Here is a 15,346-nt window from a genome sequence, read left to right as displayed (position 1 = left end):
GGCGACCTATTCGGTGTGGGCGGGTCCCGCTGAGATGGCTTCAGCGAGTCTTCCGGCGACACATTTCGCGATTGTGACGCCCGGGAGCAACGCCGTTGACACATAGTCGGCGCCGGCTTCGGCCAGTCGGTCGTGGAAGAACCCGGGGGCCAGCAGGAAGGAGGCGACGCCCACCCGCGGCGCCCCCGCGGCCCGTGCCGCGCCCACCGCCTCGGTCACCGACGGCGTGGCGGCGGAGCCGAAGGCGACGGCCACCGGGTGGCCCAGTTCGGCGGCCAGCAGCTCCGCCATCCGCGCCGCCTGCCGCTGTCCTGCCTCGATGCGGGTGCCCGCCGCGGCAAGCACCACGGCGTCCCCGGGTTGGTGCCCGGCCTCGGCCAGCCGGCGGGCCAGCACCGCGGCCAGGCGCGGGTCGGGGCCCACCGGCGCGCTCACGCCCGTGTGCGGGCGCGCGGCCGCCGCATCGGCGATGTCAACGCGGCTGTGGAAGCCCTCGGAGAGCAGCAGGGGCGCCACGATGGCGTCCTCGCCGGGCGGCAGTGCGGCCAGGACCGCCTCGAGCCGGGGTTCCTGCACGTCGACGTAGGCCTCGTGGACGACAGCGTCGATGCCCTGGAGCGCGAGCTCGTCGGCCAAGTCCCCGCGCAGGCCGTTAATGAGCCGACGCCCGTCGGGGTTGTCGGTGCCGTGGGCACAAGCCACGATGTGCAGCCGCCGCGGCCCGGGGCCGCCGGCGGGGCCGATCACGCCTGGCCGCGGATCAGCTTGTGGGCTGCTGCCTGCGCCACCGGGCGGACGACGATCTCGTCGAGGTTCACATGGTGCGGGGCGTTGACGGCATAGGCGACGATGTCGGCGATGTCCTCCGCCAGCAACGGCTTGGCCACCCCGGCGTAGGGCTTTTGGGCCAGCTCGCGGTCCCCGCCCATCCGGCGCAACGCGAACTCCTCGGTGTGCACCAGGCCCGGCAGCACCTCGATGACCCGCACATTGTGCTCGACTTCCTCCAGGCGCAGCGCCTGGGTCAGCGCGCGCTGGGCGGCCTTGGCGGCGTTGTAGCCGGAGCCGCCCTCGTAACTGACCATTCCGGCGGTCGAGGTCAGGTTGAGCACGGTGCCCTCGCCGTGGGCGCGGAGCATCGGCAGGAACGCGCGGGTGACCTTCATGGTGCCCATGACGTTGGCCTGGAGCATGAAGTCCCAGTCCTCGTTCTTCGCCTCGGCCAGGTAGTCGGCGCCGCGGGCGCCGCCGGCGATGTTGATCAGCGTGTCAATGCCGCCGCCGGCCTCCACGGCTGCCAGCAGGCCGGCGACCTGGGCGTCGTTGGTCACGTCGGCGGGAACGGGCACCGCGCCGGTTTCCTCGGCGAGCGCCGCAAGCCGCTCCGCGCGGCGGGCCACGGCGAACACCTTCCATCCGGCGGCAGCAAGGGCGCGGACGGTTGCCTCGCCGATCCCGCTGGAGGCCCCGGTGACGACGGCTGCATGTTGGGTGACTTGATTCTGTGATGACATGAGCAAAGCCTATCCAGCACGGTGGCCCGGCCCCAACAGCGATGTCGCTTCGTGGCACCGGGGGGGTGGGGGGGACAAACGCCTCAGGCCCCGTCGCCCGGGGCGTCCACGGTCCCCTGTTGGGCCTCGCGCAGGAAGTCCAGGAGCACCACCGCGTGGTTGTGCACGGTGTCGCGGGCGGCGTAGAGCAGCACCACGTCCTCGTGCTTGCGGGCGATCCCCAGCAGGCGGTGGGCACCCTCGGCGGCGGCCCCGGCCTCCAACTCGTGGCGGTAGTGGTCGGTGAACTCGGTGAACCGCTCGGCCTTGCGGCTGAAGGCGACGCGTAGCCCGGTTGAGGGTGCCGCGTCCTTGGCCCAGTCATCGAGCGCCGCCCGCTCCTTGCCCAGCCCGCGGGGCCAGAGCCTGTCCACCAGGACCCGGTAGCCGCCGTCGGCGGGTTCGTAGGCGCGCAACAATCGAAAGTTACCCATGCCAACAGCGTAGGACCGCCGCAGCGCATCTTCCAGCCGTTCAAGACCCGGTCCGTGGCGACAGGCGGGACCCGTGGGCCGCCATGACGGGACTTCCCCGCCCCGTCCAGACATACTGAAGGCACCGACCCGGCCCACCTGCAGTCCGAGAGGATCCACCCGCCCATGAACAGCCATGTTCCAGTTCCCGTGCCCGCCGCGCAATGGTGGCGCCAGGCCGCCGTCTACCAGATCTACCCGCGCAGTTTTGCCGATGCCACCGGTGACGGCCTGGGCGACCTGCCCGGCGTGACTTCGCGCATGGGCTACCTCGCCGAGCTGGGCATCGACGCCATCTGGCTGTCCCCGTTCTACCCCTCGGCCCTTGCCGACGGCGGGTACGACGTAGACGACTACCGGAACGTCGATGAACGCCTGGGCACCTTGGAGGACTTCGACGCCATGATCGCCGCTGCCCATGCGGCAAACATCAAGGTCATCGCCGACGTGGTGCCCAACCACAGCTCCAACCGCCATCAATGGTTCACCGCCGCCCTCGCCTCGGCACCCGGCTCTCCCGAACGCGCCCGCTACCATTTCCGTGACGGGCTGGGCGAGAACGGCGAACTCCCGCCCTCGGACTGGCCATCGCACTTTGGCGGACCCGCCTGGACCCGGATCACCGAAACCACCGGGGAAAACGCCGGGGCGCCGGGCCAGTGGTACCTGCACCTCTTTGCTCCCGAGCAGCCGGACTTGAACTGGAACAACCCGGAGATCCGCGAGGACTTCCACACCACGCTGCGCTTCTGGGCGGACCGCGGCGTGGACGGGTTCCGCGTCGATGTTGCCCACGCCTTGGTCAAGGACATGGCCCATCCGCTGCGCTCCAAGACCTCGCTGGAGATCCTGGTCGATGACGGCACCGACGTGCTCTTTGACCGCGACGAGGTCCACGAGATCTATGCGGGCTGGCGCTCGGTGCTCAACGAATACGACCCGCCGCGCATTGCGGTGGCGGAGGCATGGGTGCCCTTCACCAACCGGCGCCTGCGCTACGCCCGGCCCACCGGCCTCGGACAGGCCTTCAACTTCGACTTGCTGCAGGCCCCCTTCGCGGCCACGGAGTTCCGCGAGATCGTGGCGCGGTGCCTCGAGGAGGCCGAGGTCTCCGGGGCATCCTCCACCTGGGTGTTCTCCAACCACGACGTGGTGCGCCATGCCTCGCGCTATTCCCTGCCCGACGGCACCGACGCGGCGGCCCAGGATGCGTGGCTGCGCTCCGGCGGCAGGGAACCTGTCGCCGATCCGGCACGCGGGCTGCGCCGGGCCCGGGCCGCAACGCTGTTCATGCTGGGCCTGCCGGGATCCGCCTACCTCTACCAGGGCGAGGAACTGGGTCTCTTTGAGGCGGCGGACCTGCCCCTGGACTCGTTGCAGGATCCCACGTGGTTCCGCACCGGGAAGACGCTCAAGGGCCGCGACGGCTGTCGCGTGCCGTTGCCCTGGAACGCGCAGGAGGAGCACCTGGGCTTCGGCGGCCCGCCGTGGCTGCCCCAGCCTGCCTGGTTTGCCGAGCATGCCGTCAGCGCCCAGGACGCGGCGGAGGGCTCCACCCTTCAGTTCTACCGCAGCACCCTGGCGTGGCGCCGCAAGCTGCAAACCACCGAGTCCCTCCACTGGGTGTCTGCACCCGATGCCGCACTCGCGCACTACCGCCGGCCCAACGGCTGGGAGGTGCTGACCAACTTCGGCACCGCTCCGACGGACCTGCCCGATGGCCTGGACCCGGCCAGGATCGTCGTCACCAGCGGTGCGCTGCCCGTGCTGTCCGGGCTGGTCCCGGGGGAAACCACCCTCTGGTTCGCACCCTGAACCCCGCCCCGACGTCGCAGGTGGCGCACACCGCATCGCCGGGGGCGCCGCCCGGTGTGCCTGTGGTGTGCCTGTGGCGTGCATCAACCGCGGTCGACTGGGGGTAATGCCCGGGCTCATGGAAGAATGGGGCCCATGGCAGAAGACACCTTGGGCACAGACACGCCCGTCATCGTTTCCGTTCCGGACAAGCCCGCTCTTGAGGGCCTGGAGGAACGCCTTGGCGCCCGCTGGCGCGAGCAGGGCACCTACAAATTCAACGCAGAGACCACGCGCGAGCAGGTCTACTCGATCGACACTCCCCCGCCGACGGCCTCGGGCTCGCTGCACGTGGGGCACATGTTCTCCTACACGCAGACCGACGTGCTGGCCCGTTACCAGCGTATGCGCGGCAAGAACGTGTTCTACCCGATGGGCTGGGACGACAACGGCCTGCCCACCGAGCGCCGTGTGCAGAACTACTACGGTGTGCGCTGCGACCCGACGTACGCCCACGTGGAGGGCTACCGTCCCCCGGCGACCCCGGCGAAGAACCAGCGCGACTGGGACGTCGTGAGCCGCAAGAACTTCATCGAACTCTGCGAGGAACTCGCGGTCGAGGATGAGAAGGTCTTCGAGCACCTCTTCTCCACCCTGGGCCTGTCCGTGGACTGGGACCTGACCTACCGCACCATCGATGACGTGTCGCGTTCCGTCTCGCAGCGCGGCTTCCTGGCCAACTTGGCCAAGGGCGACGCCTACATGGCCGAGGCACCCACCCTGTGGGACGTCACCTTCCGCACCGCGGTGGCCCAGGCGGAACTGGAGGACCGGGAAGTGCCCGGCGCCTACTACCGCTACCCGTTCACCGCCGAGGACGGCACCCAGGTCTTCATCGAGACCACCCGTCCCGAGCTGCTGGCTGCCTGCGCCGGCCTGGTGGCAAACCCCGACGACGAGCGCTACAAGCCGCTCTTCGGCAAGACCGTCACCTCCCCGCTTTTCGACGTTCCGGTTACGGTTTTCCCGCACGCACTTGCCAAGATGGACAAGGGCTCGGGCATCGCGATGGTCTGCACCTTCGGCGACCTGAACGACGTGACCTGGTGGCGCGAACTGCAGCTGCCGACCCGGGCCATCATCGGCCGCGACGGCCGCGTCATCGCCGAGACCCCGGAGTGGATCACCACCGAGGCCGGACGTACGGCATACGCCGCGATCGCCGGCAAGACGGTGTTCTCCGCCAAGGAGGGCGTCGTCGAGCTGCTCATCGCCGCCAACCTGCTCGACGGCGAGCCGAAGAAGATCAGCCACCCGGTGAACTTCTTCGAAAAGGGCGACAAGCCCCTGGAAATCGTTTCCTCCCGCCAGTGGTACATCCGCAACGGCGGGCGCGACGAGGAACGCCGCGAGCGCCTCATCAAGCGCGGCGAGCAGATCGAGTTCCACCCAGCCTTCATGCGCTCGCGCTACGAGAACTGGATCTCGGGCCTGAACGGCGACTGGCTGGTCTCCCGCCAGCGCTTCTTCGGCGTGCCGGTGCCGGTCTGGTACCCGCTGGATGCGGCCGGGGAACCCGACTACGAGAACCCGATCCTGCCCACCGACGAAATGCTGCCGGTCGACCCGGCCGCGGACGTGGCACCGGGCTACGAGGAATCCCAGCGCAACGAAGCCGGCGGCTTCGTGGGAGACGCCGACGTGCTCGACACCTGGGCCACCAGCTCGCTGACCCCGCAGATCGTGGGCCGCTGGTCCCGCGATACGGACTTCTTCAACAAGGTCTTCCCGTTCGACCTGCGCCCGCAGGGCCACGACATCATCCGCACATGGCTCTTCTCCTCCGCAGTGCGCGCCGACGCGCTGCACGACGTGGCCCCGTGGAAGCACGCGGCGATCTCGGGCTGGATCCTGGATCCGGACCGCAAGAAGATGTCCAAGTCCAAGGGCAACGTGGTGGTCCCCACCGACGTGCTCAACGACTACGGCTCCGACGCCGTTCGCTACTGGGCGGCCAGCGCCAAGCTGGGCGCGGACACCGCGTACGAGATCAACCAGATGAAGATCGGCCGCCGCCTGGCGATCAAGATCCTCAACGCTTCCAAGTTCGTGCTGAACCTGGGCGCCACCGAAGCGAACGTCATCGCCGGCGACGCCTCGGTCATCACCAACGGGCTGGACAAGTCCCTGCTCGCCCGCCTGTCCCAGGTCATCGACGACGCCTCCCGCGCCTTCGATGCCTACGACTACGCGCGTGCACTGGACATCACCGAGTCGTTCTTCTGGTCGTTCACCGACGACTACGTGGAGCTGATCAAGGACCGTGCCTACGGTGCCCGCGGCGACGCGGAACAGGCATCGGTGCTTGCCACCCTGGCCACCACGCTGGATTCGGTGCTGCGCCTCTTTGCCCCGTTCTTGCCCTTCGCCACCGAAGAGGTCTGGGGTTGGTGGCGTGCCGGATCTGTCCACCGCGCCCCATGGCCCGGTTCCGCCCATCTGGTCGGCGCCGTCGAAGGCGCCAACACCGCAGTGCTGCCGATCGTCGGCGAGGCTCTCTCGGGCATCCGAAAGGCAAAGTCCGAGGCCAAGGTCAAGCAGCGCACCGAGGTGCTCTCCGGCGTGATTTCCGCGCCCGAGGCCACCCTGGAATTGTTGCGCAGCGGACTGGGCGACCTGTTGGCCGCCGGTAACGCCAAGGACATGACCTTGGTTGCCGCCGACGGGGACCTGACGGTCAGCGACGTGGTGCTGGCACCGGCCGAGGACACCGTGCAGGCCTAGCTTCCATGTGCCGGGGTCCCGGCAACGAGGGCGCCGTGCCCCACCCCGCGGGTGGGGCACGGCGCCCTCGTCCTTTCATCCGGGACCGTCCCCTCCTCCGACATCGCACCTGGCGGCAGACAGAGGGGAAGCCCCTTCGGCTGACAAACTAATGTCGGAGGGGCTTCGACTCGGTGTTGGTTCTCGTACAGCGTTGATTTAGAGAACCGAACAAAATCCTCGTTGCGTGGGTCTTGCTGCTTCGCTGCTGCAGCCGAGCTAGAAGAGATTCCAATAGCTCGTCACCGCGAATTCGGTTTTTGTTCAGCATCATTCCGGTAGTGATGCGTATTACTTTTATACGCCCTGCCCCGGAGACCGGCAAGGGACTGGGGCAAACTTTGAGGTTTGCTCCGGTCCCCTGCTGAAAACATTGGTCCTTGGGGCCATTGACAGGATTTTCAGGTCAGTTGGCTTCGACGTCGAACTGCGGGCTCTCGGTGCGGCTGCGCTTGATTTCGAAGAAGTACGGGTACGACGCCAGGCCGACGGCGGCATCGAAGATCTTGCCGGCCTCTTCGCCGGAGGGAACCCGCGTAATGACCGGACCGAAGAATGCGGTGCCGTTTAGCGCCATGACGGGCGTGCCGACGTCCTGGCCGACTCGGGAGATCCCGTCTTCGTGGCTCGACTTCAGTGCCTCGTCAAACTCGGTCCCGTTCGCCGCATCGGCCAATTCCGGTTCCAGCCCGGCCTTGGCCAGTGCGCGGGAAATGACCTCGCTGTAGTCCGCAACCTTTTCGTGGTGCAGCATCTCGCCCATGGCGGTGTAGAGATCGCCGAGCACCGCGTCGCCGTGCTTCTGGGCGGCGGCGATGAGCACGCGGACCGGGCCCCAGCCCTTGGCCACGAAATCGCGGTAATCGTCGCTCAGGCCCTCGCGACCGTCGTTGAGCACCGAAAGCGACATCACATGCCAAGCAACCTCGATGTCACGCACCTTCTCAACCTCGAGGACCCAGCGGGACGTCGCCCAGGCAAAGGGGCAGGCCGGGTCAAACCAAAAATCAACGTGAGTCTTCTCGGACAACGTGCATCTCCTTTAAATCAATGGCAAGGGTTCAAGGTCCGGGACATCGCGTTGGTGCGGAGCCCGGAGTGAACAAGTCAAGTACTAAGCGGACTTTTTGCCGCGTTTGTCGGCGACCTGCGCGGAAATCAGTGACGGATCCGCCCCGTTGAGCACCACGTCGCTGGTGATGACGACCTCGACGACATCGTCGCGGCTCGGCATTTCGAACATGGTGGCGCTGAGGGTTTCCTCCAGGATTGCGCGCAGCCCGCGGGCACCGGTGTCCCGGGCAAGCGCGAGGTCTGCGATGGCTTCCAAGGCGCCCAGCTCAAAGGTCAGCTCAACACCGTCCATGCGGAACATCTTTTGGTATTGCTTGATCAGCGCATTCTTGGGCTCCGACAGGATCTTGATAAGGGACTCCCGGTCCAGCTTTTCCACCGTGCTGATCACCGGCAGCCGGCCGATGAATTCCGGGATGAGGCCGAACTTCAACAAGTCTTCCGGGCGGACGTCGGCATATGACGCAGCCTCGGACTTCAACGCCGACAGCGGTGCGCCGAAGCCGATCCCCTTGCGTCCTGCGCGCGAGGAGATGATCTCCTCGAGACCTGCGAAGGCGCCCGCAACGATGAACAGCACGTTGGTGGTGTCCAGTTGGATGAATTCCTGGTGCGGATGCTTGCGGCCGCCTTGCGGCGGAACCGCCGCAACGGTGCCCTCGAGGATCTTCAGCAGTGCCTGCTGGACCCCTTCGCCCGAGACGTCCCGGGTGATTGAGGGATTTTCGCTCTTGCGGGAGATCTTATCGATCTCGTCGATGTAGATGATGCCCTGTTCGGCCTTCTTGACGTCATAGTCCGCTGCCTGGATAAGCTTGAGCAGGATGTTTTCGACGTCCTCGCCGACGTATCCGGCCTCGGTGAGCGAGGTGGCATCGGCGACGGCGAAGGGGACGTTTAGCCGGCGGGCCAGCGTCTGGGCCAGGTAGGTCTTGCCGCAGCCGGTGGGCCCGATCAGCAGGATGTTGGACTTGGCCACCTCGACCTCGTCGAGGGAGTTCGAGTCCGAAAGCGCCGCAACGGACTTGGCTGCAGCGCCGCCCTGGATGCGCTTGTAGTGGTTGTAGACGGCCACCGCCAACGAGCGCTTGGCGCCCTCTTGGCCGATGACGTATTCCTGCAGGGAGTCGAAGATTTCCTTCGGCTTGGGCAATTCGAAGTCGACGCCCTCTTCGACCTCGGCGAGCTCTTCCTCGATGATCTCGTTGCAGAGTTCAATGCACTCGGTGCAGATGTAGACGCCATGGCCGGCGATCAGCTTGCGAACCTGCTTCTGGCTCTTGCCACAGAAGGAACACTTGAGCAGATCAGACCCTTCACCCATGCGTGCCATCGATTTGGTCCCCTTATCTGGTACCGGTAAGACCGGCCCGAGAGAACCGGAAATGCTGAACTGCCTTAACTCTATGACAGAGTGCCGACAGAATGGGCGAACGGGCGGCCCGTGGTGCGCTTATTTCGCGCCCCGCAACAGCAGCCCGTTCGCCGTGTCCCGCCTTAGTGGGCGATGCTGCCCTGGGACTTGATCTTGCGCGGGGTCAGGACCTCGTCGATCAATCCGTAAACCTTGGCCTCGGCCGCGGTCATGTAGAGGTCGCGCTCGATGTCGTTGCCGACCTCTTCTGCGGTCTTGTTGCTGTGCCCGGCCAGGGTCGTCTCGAGCCAGGCGCGCATGCGCATGACTTCTTCGGCCTGGATCTGCAGGTCCGACGCGGTGCCGCGTTCGCCGCCGCCCATGGCGGGCTGGTGGATCAGCACCCGTGCGTTGGGAAGCGCCAGGCGCTTGCCCGGGGTGCCGCCGGCAAGCAGCACCGCAGCGGCACTGGCTGCCTGGCCCAGGCACACGGTCTGCACCTCGGGGCGCACGAACTGCATCGTGTCATAGATCGCCGTCATCGCCGTGAACGAGCCGCCGGGCGAGTTGATGTACAGGGTGATGTCGCGCTCGGGGTCCATGGACTCCAGGACGAGCAGCTGGGCCATGACGTCGTCGGCGGAAGCGTCGTCGACCTGGGCACCAAGGAAAATGATGCGGTCTTCGAACAGCTTCGCGTACGGGTCCTGGCGCTTGAACCCGTAGGGGGTCCGCTCCTCGAACTGCGGGAGGATGTAGCGTGCCGACGGCATTTCGCCGGAGGTGGCATTCGGGGTGAAATTCATCGTATCTCCTGGGAAATCAGTTAGGTCTGCCGGGTTCCGTCGCGTTACTTCGCGACCCCGCCGCCACCGGAGACGATGCCGGAGGACTGGGCGATGTGGTCAAAGAAGCCGTATTCGAGGCCGTCTGTGGCGGTGAACCACTTGTCGCGCTCGTTGTCCTTCAGAATGGTGTCGACGGTCTGGCCGGTCTGCGCAGCGGTCAGCTCGCTCATGATCTTCTTCATGTGAAGGATCAGCTCGGCCTGGATGCGGATGTCCGAAGCGGTGCCGCCAATGCCGCCGGACGGCTGGTGCATCAGGATGCGGGCATTCGGGGTGGCGTAGCGCTTGCCCGGGGTGCCCGAGGACAGCAGGAACTGGCCCATGGAAGCTGCCAGGCCGGTGGCCACGGTGACGACATCGTTGGGGATGTACTGCATGGTGTCGTAGATCGCCATGCCCGCGGTGATGGAACCACCCGGGGAGTTGATGTACAGGTAGATGTCCTTCTCCGGGTCTTCCGCGGAGAGCAGGAGCAACTGCGAGCAGATCGCATTGGCGTTGTCGTCTCGGACTTCCGAGCCGAGCCAGATGATCCGCTCCTTGAGGAGTCGATTGTAGATGTAGTCCTCGCGATTGGCCGGATCTACCGAAGCCATCGTGGGAGTGCGGGAGTCACTGGACATGTTCTGATACCTCTCCGTGATGCCGTGCCCCGATGTTCTGTCCGTCGGGCCACTGGCTCTTTACTTCCTTGAACATTACTGCCTTGGCCAGCGACTTTGGCGGCGCAGGGGCAGCTGTTCGCTGTCGGCGCATGGTGCGCGGGGCAGCCATCGCCGTGGGCTTAAAAGAGGGGTTAAAAGCAGGCGCGGAGCCACCTTTTGCAGGTGGCTCCGCGCCTGGGAATCCAATGCCGCGTCAGCGGCGCCGCGCTACTTGGCGGATGCTGCCGATGCCGAGGAGGCGGAGGAAGCCGAGGAGGCCGACGATGCGGAGCCCTCTTCTTCTTCGCCTGCCGGGCGCACGAAGTCGCTCAGGTCAACGACGCTGCCGTTGCTGTCGGTGACAACAGCCAGCTCCAGGACCTTGGCAAGGGCCTTGCGGCGGCGGACTTCGCCAACCAGCATCGGGACCTGGCCGGCGCCGTCGAGCATCTGGGCGAACTGGTTCGGGTCCATGCCGTACTGGCCGGCGGTCTGGACGATGTAGTCGATCAGTTCGGACTGGGCAACGCCAATCTTCTCTGCTTCGGCGACGGCGTCGAGCACGATCTCGTTCTTGAAGGCCTTGGCGGTGTTCTCGCGAACCTCGGTGCGGTGCTCTTCGGTGTCGTGCTCTTCACCCTCGTTGTGGGCGCCCTGCTCGAAGTGCTGCTCGACCTGCTCGGTGATGACGGATTCCGGAACCGGAACCTCGACGAGCTCCATGAGCTTGTCCAGGACGAGGTCGCGGGCAGCAACCCCCTGGTCCATGACCTTGGACTCGGCGGCATCCTTGGCGAGGGACTCGCGCAGCTCGGCCATGGTGTCGAATTCGGAAGCCAGCTGGGCAAAGTCGTCGTTGGCCTCGGGAAGCTCGCGCTCCTTGACGGCGGTGACGGTGACCTTGACCTGTGCGTCGGCACCTGCGTGCTCGCCACCGGCCAGCTTGGTGACGAACGTGGCGTCTTCGCCTGCGGACAGGCCGGTGACTGCCTCGTCCATGCCCTCGAGCATGGTGCCGGAGCCAACCTGGTAGGACAGGCCGGTGGCCGAGTCGACCTCTTCGCCCTCGACCGATGCGGTCAGGTCCAGTGTGATGAAGTCCTGGTCGGCTGCCGGGCGCTCGATGGTCTTGAGCGTGCCGAAGCGGCCGCGCAGGTCATCCAGTGCCTTCTCGATGTCGGCGTCACCGGCTTCGGCGGCTTCAACGGTGACTTCCAGGCCCTTGTAGTCCGGCAGTTCGATGCTCGGACGGATGTCGATCTCGACCTGGAAGGCCAGCTGGCCTTCGCCTGCAACCTCGGCGGAAGGCTGCTCGGTGATTTCGACCTCGGGGCGCGAGAGCGGAACGATTTCGTTCTCGGTGACGGCCTGCTGGTAGTAGGTGTTCATGCCTTCGTTGATGGCAGTTTCCAGGACGTAGCCACGGCCAACGCGCTGATCAATCAAGCGGGACGGGACTTTTCCGGCGCGGAAGCCGGGAACCTGGATCTGCTTGGCGATGGTCTTGTAGGCCTCAGCAATGCGCGGCTTCAGTTCATCATAGGGAACTTCAACGGTGAGCTTGACCCGGGTGGGGGTGAGGGTTTCGACGGCGCTCTTCACAGCGGTGTACTCCTGGTGTGTGATGTTTGGTCTGAGCTGGACTTCAACCCCGTAACGGTAACCGTTACGGGGTTGAAGGTACAGAGTCGGGGTGACAGGATTCGAACCTGCGACCTCACGCTCCCAAAGCGCGCGCTCTAGCCAAGCTGAGCTACACCCCGATAAGTGCTGAAACAGTCTATGCAAAATAAACAAGTTTTCACTAATCGGCCCGTCAACCAGAAGTTTGGATTTCGTCGACGGCGCGGAACAACCATACAAGCAAACGCGGGAAAACAAAATTCGTGCTTTCGCATGGGGAAAAGCCCCGGATCGCCACAGTTTTCGGGGGTCGCGATGCCTGGGGGGAAACCAAAAAACCTACGTGTCGCCGCCCCGCCGGGCGAAAAGGGACCGACGTCACAATTCGGCACTGGGGGCGGGACCCCATTGCTCGGGGAAAGAAAAAGAGCGACCTGGTTCCCGGGGAACCAAATCACTCTTTATTGGAGGGGATGACGGTGTCTGAAGCGAGGACATCGTTCCCACATGTCGCGGGACATCGTGCACAGTGACAGTGCAGCGGTGTCGCGGGACATGAAGCCCATTCTGGTGGTGGGCCGCTGTGGCGCGACATGGGTCTACCAATAATCCCCGCCCATCTCTCGCGACATCGTTCATACGCGGAGACGATGGACCATGGGAAAAAACAACCTCATCATCCAGTCCATCGTCCAGGGTCGCCTCACCCCCGCGCAGGCAGCCGAGCACTTCGGGGTCAGCCGGCGCTGGGTCTACGAATTGATGCGCCGGCACCGCGCTCAGGGGGACGAGGGGCTGGAACCACGATCCAGGCGCCCGCTCTCCAGCCCCCAAACCACCACTGGCGCCGTGCAGGAACGCATCCTGGCCCTGCGCCGCGAGCTGACGGCCAGGGGTCTTGACTCCGGGGCCCAGACCATCGCCTGGCACCTGCGCCGGGAAGGCCTCGCGGTGCCGGCGGCCTCCACCATCCACCGCATCCTGCGCGCCGAGTCCCTGGTGGCGGACCAGCCACGCAAGCGCCCGCGCGCTTCTTGGCACCGCTTCGAGGCCGAGCAACCCAACGAGACCTGGCAATCCGACTTCACCCACTGGACGCTGGCCGACGGCAGCGACGTGGAGATCCTGAACTTCCTGGACGACCACTCCCGCTTCCTGCTCTATTGCACGGCCCACCGGCCGGTGACCGGGCCCGTGGTGCTCGAAGCGTTCCTGCAGACCGCCGACACCCATGGATTCCCGGGTTCCACGCTGACCGACAACGGCCTGGTCTACACCGCCCGGTTCGCCGGGGGCCGGGGCGGGCTAAACGGCTTTGAGCGGACGCTGCGGGACCTGGGGATCGTGCAGAAGAACGGCATGCCCAACCACCCGCAAACCCAGGGGAAGATCGAGCGGTTCCACCAGACGCTCAAGCGCTGGCTGGCCACCCGGGACCCCGCGGGGACGCTGGAGCAGCTCAACACGGACCTGGAGCTCTTCGCCCGGATCTACAACACCGAGCGGCCCCACCGAGCGCTGGAGAGGCGAACCCCGGACCAGGCCTACACGGCCAGGCCAAAGGCCATCCCGCAGGGCCACCACGCGGGGCAGCACTACCGCGTGCGAACCGACAGGATCGATGCCACCGGCAAGGTCTCCCTGCGCCACCACGGCAGGCTGCTGCACCTGGGCCTGGGCCGGGAAGGCATCGGGAAGAGCGTCACGATTCTCGTGGCCGACAACGACGCCACCGTGTTCGAAACCGGCAGCGGAATAATTCTCGGCGAGTATGCCCTGGACGCCACCAAGGACTACCAAGGCAAAAAGAAAAAGCCCCCGGAAGAAACCGAAGACCAAACCTAAGGAACGATGTCGCGGGACATCCAAGGGAAAAAGAAAAAGTCCCCGGCAAAAACCGGAGACCCATCTTAACGAACGATGTCGCGGGACATATATGAACCATGTCCCGCGACATCACATTGGAGGGGATGACGGGAATCGAACCCGCATCATCAGTTTGGAAGACTGAGGCTTTACCACTAAGCTACATCCCCGCATTTGCCCACCTCGTCGGTGGCAACGGATAAAACCTTAGCACCACCATTCCACGCTGCGCAAATCAGGGTCCGAAACTGCACAGATCCTTGTCAATCCGCTTGTTCGCGAATCGGACGGGGCCATGTCCGCCGAGCCGTTCAGTTCCGGGACCGTGCCGGCGGCTGGCAGCCCGGGCACCAGTAGAGCTTGCGTGCCGCGACCTCGGCCAGCGAAATGGTGGCGCTGCAGATGCGGCACCCGCGTCCCTGCCGCTGGTAGGTGTAGTAGGCGTTCTCCGGCCACAGCGGTCCGGACTCGTCGCGGTGTTCGGCCCGGGTGGTGATGATTTTTCCGTCGCGGACCCCATCGCCCATGATCGAGACGATGTCGTCCCACAGGATCCCGGCCTTTCGTGAGGACAGCTCGTTGCTGGGCAGATACGGGTCGATCCGGGTGCGAAAGAGTGTTTCGGCGCGGTAGATGTTGCCCACCCCCGCCAGCACGCCTTGGTCCATCAGGGTGGTTCCGATCGGGGTTCTCTTGCGTGCCAGGCGCGCCACGAAGTCCTTGCGCGCCGCACGCGCAGCGGCTTCGTTCGCCTCCGTGGAGCCCCTGCCCTTGGCCAGGTTGAATTCGCCGGCGGCGGCCACCAGAGGGTCGGGCCCAAGTTTGGCACGCACCGCCAGCACCTGTTCCCGGGTGAGCACCTCGCAGGCGCTGGGCCCGCGCAGGTCCGCCCAGCCGTGCTCGGACACCAGACGAGCGCGCACCTGGCCCACCGGCTCGGGCGGGCCGGCATAGGGGCCCGCCTCTTCGTCGGGCCCCTGCTCGCTCTCCCCCACCTTGCGCGGGGCGCCGATCGAGGAGGCGCCGGAGAAGTGTTCGTCCCCGCCAAAACTCCAGGCGCCATAGAGTCCCAGGTGCACCCGCAGCACCAGGTCGTTTTCGAAACCCAGGAAAAGCTGCTTGCCGTGCGCGTGGGAGGAGATGAGTCGTTGGGCGTCGATCAGCCTGGCCGCTGGTGCGAAGCGGCCCTGCGGGGAGGAGACGGCAAGGACTTGCCCGCCAAAGACGTCGTCAAATTGGCGGGCGAGTCGGTGTACGGAGTGGCCTTCGGGCATGGTGGTGTTCCGTGGCGACG

12 protein-coding genes and 2 tRNA genes are annotated in these 15,346 nt (G+C 65.9%); 3 read left to right on the top strand and 11 right to left on the bottom strand.

Features of this window, described 5'->3' with window-relative positions; genetic code table 11:
• Positions 1–6: 6 nt before the first annotated feature.
• From Q2T94_RS20045 to Q2T94_RS20035, 3 genes are all read right to left on the bottom strand, one after another.
• Positions 7–747, bottom strand: coding sequence for a sirohydrochlorin chelatase (locus Q2T94_RS20045; RefSeq protein ID WP_302266318.1), 741 nt, complete (start codon positions 745–747; stop codon positions 7–9).
• On the bottom strand, positions 744–1,514 hold the full coding sequence (locus tag Q2T94_RS20040) for an SDR family oxidoreductase (protein WP_302266317.1): 771 nt from the start codon (positions 1,512–1,514) through the stop codon (positions 744–746). The genes Q2T94_RS20045 and Q2T94_RS20040 overlap by 4 nt, the downstream gene beginning before the upstream one ends.
• A gap of 83 nt (positions 1,515–1,597) precedes the next feature.
• Complete coding sequence (locus Q2T94_RS20035; protein ID WP_264269087.1) at positions 1,598–1,987, bottom strand: DUF488 domain-containing protein; 390 nt, start codon at positions 1,985–1,987, stop codon at positions 1,598–1,600.
• 165 nt (positions 1,988–2,152) lie between these two features.
• Here Q2T94_RS20035 and Q2T94_RS20030 point away from each other — a divergent pair, with 165 nt between their 5' ends.
• Positions 2,153–3,841: a glycoside hydrolase family 13 protein gene (locus Q2T94_RS20030; protein WP_302266315.1), complete on the top strand. Its 1,689-nt coding sequence runs from the start codon at positions 2,153–2,155 to the stop codon at positions 3,839–3,841.
• A gap of 135 nt (positions 3,842–3,976) precedes the next feature.
• A complete protein-coding gene (valS, locus tag Q2T94_RS20025) occupies positions 3,977–6,604 on the top strand; it encodes a valine--tRNA ligase (RefSeq protein ID WP_302266314.1) in 2,628 nt (875 codons plus the stop codon).
• Between the two features lie 445 nt (positions 6,605–7,049).
• Here valS and Q2T94_RS20020 read toward each other — a convergent pair whose 3' ends face one another.
• The 6 genes from Q2T94_RS20020 to Q2T94_RS19995 form a co-directional block, all read right to left on the bottom strand.
• Positions 7,050–7,673, bottom strand: coding sequence for a mycothiol-dependent nitroreductase Rv2466c family protein (locus tag Q2T94_RS20020; RefSeq protein WP_302266312.1), 624 nt, complete (start codon positions 7,671–7,673; stop codon positions 7,050–7,052).
• Positions 7,674–7,757: 84 nt separating this feature from the next.
• The gene (gene clpX, locus Q2T94_RS20015; protein WP_302266310.1) at positions 7,758–9,050 is read right to left on the bottom strand and encodes an ATP-dependent Clp protease ATP-binding subunit ClpX; all 1,293 of its coding nucleotides are present in this window, start codon (positions 9,048–9,050) and stop codon (positions 7,758–7,760) included.
• 164 nt (positions 9,051–9,214) lie between these two features.
• Positions 9,215–9,877 carry an ATP-dependent Clp protease proteolytic subunit gene (locus Q2T94_RS20010; RefSeq protein WP_264269092.1) on the bottom strand — a complete coding sequence of 221 codons (663 nt, stop codon included), beginning with the start codon at positions 9,875–9,877 and terminating at the stop codon, positions 9,215–9,217.
• Between the two features lie 44 nt (positions 9,878–9,921).
• Positions 9,922–10,515: an ATP-dependent Clp protease proteolytic subunit gene (locus tag Q2T94_RS20005; protein ID WP_264269204.1), complete on the bottom strand. Its 594-nt coding sequence runs from the start codon at positions 10,513–10,515 to the stop codon at positions 9,922–9,924.
• Between the two features lie 276 nt (positions 10,516–10,791).
• Positions 10,792–12,165, bottom strand: a complete 1,374-nt coding sequence (tig, locus tag Q2T94_RS20000; protein ID WP_264269093.1) for a trigger factor — start codon at positions 12,163–12,165, stop codon at positions 10,792–10,794.
• An 86-nt stretch (positions 12,166–12,251) separates the two neighbouring features.
• Positions 12,252–12,326 (bottom strand) — tRNA-Pro (locus Q2T94_RS19995).
• A 490-nt stretch (positions 12,327–12,816) separates the two neighbouring features.
• Here Q2T94_RS19995 and Q2T94_RS19990 point away from each other — a divergent pair.
• Positions 12,817–14,031 carry an IS481 family transposase gene (locus Q2T94_RS19990; protein WP_302266470.1) on the top strand — a complete coding sequence of 405 codons (1,215 nt, stop codon included), beginning with the start codon at positions 12,817–12,819 and terminating at the stop codon, positions 14,029–14,031.
• Positions 14,032–14,148: 117 nt separating this feature from the next.
• Here Q2T94_RS19990 and Q2T94_RS19985 read toward each other — a convergent pair.
• Together Q2T94_RS19985 and Q2T94_RS19980 are read right to left on the bottom strand one after the other, a co-directional pair.
• A tRNA-Gly gene (locus tag Q2T94_RS19985) sits at positions 14,149–14,222 on the bottom strand.
• A gap of 141 nt (positions 14,223–14,363) precedes the next feature.
• Positions 14,364–15,326 (bottom strand): Fpg/Nei family DNA glycosylase, encoded by a 963-nt coding sequence (locus Q2T94_RS19980; RefSeq protein WP_302266306.1) that lies wholly within the window; start codon positions 15,324–15,326, stop codon positions 14,364–14,366.
• Positions 15,327–15,346 lie beyond the last annotated feature (20 nt).

Source organism: Paeniglutamicibacter sulfureus (genome assembly GCF_030512175.1).
Classification (GTDB): domain Bacteria; phylum Actinomycetota; class Actinomycetes; order Actinomycetales; family Micrococcaceae; genus Paeniglutamicibacter; species Paeniglutamicibacter sulfureus.
This window is presented reverse-complemented; position numbering and strand designations above follow the sequence as displayed.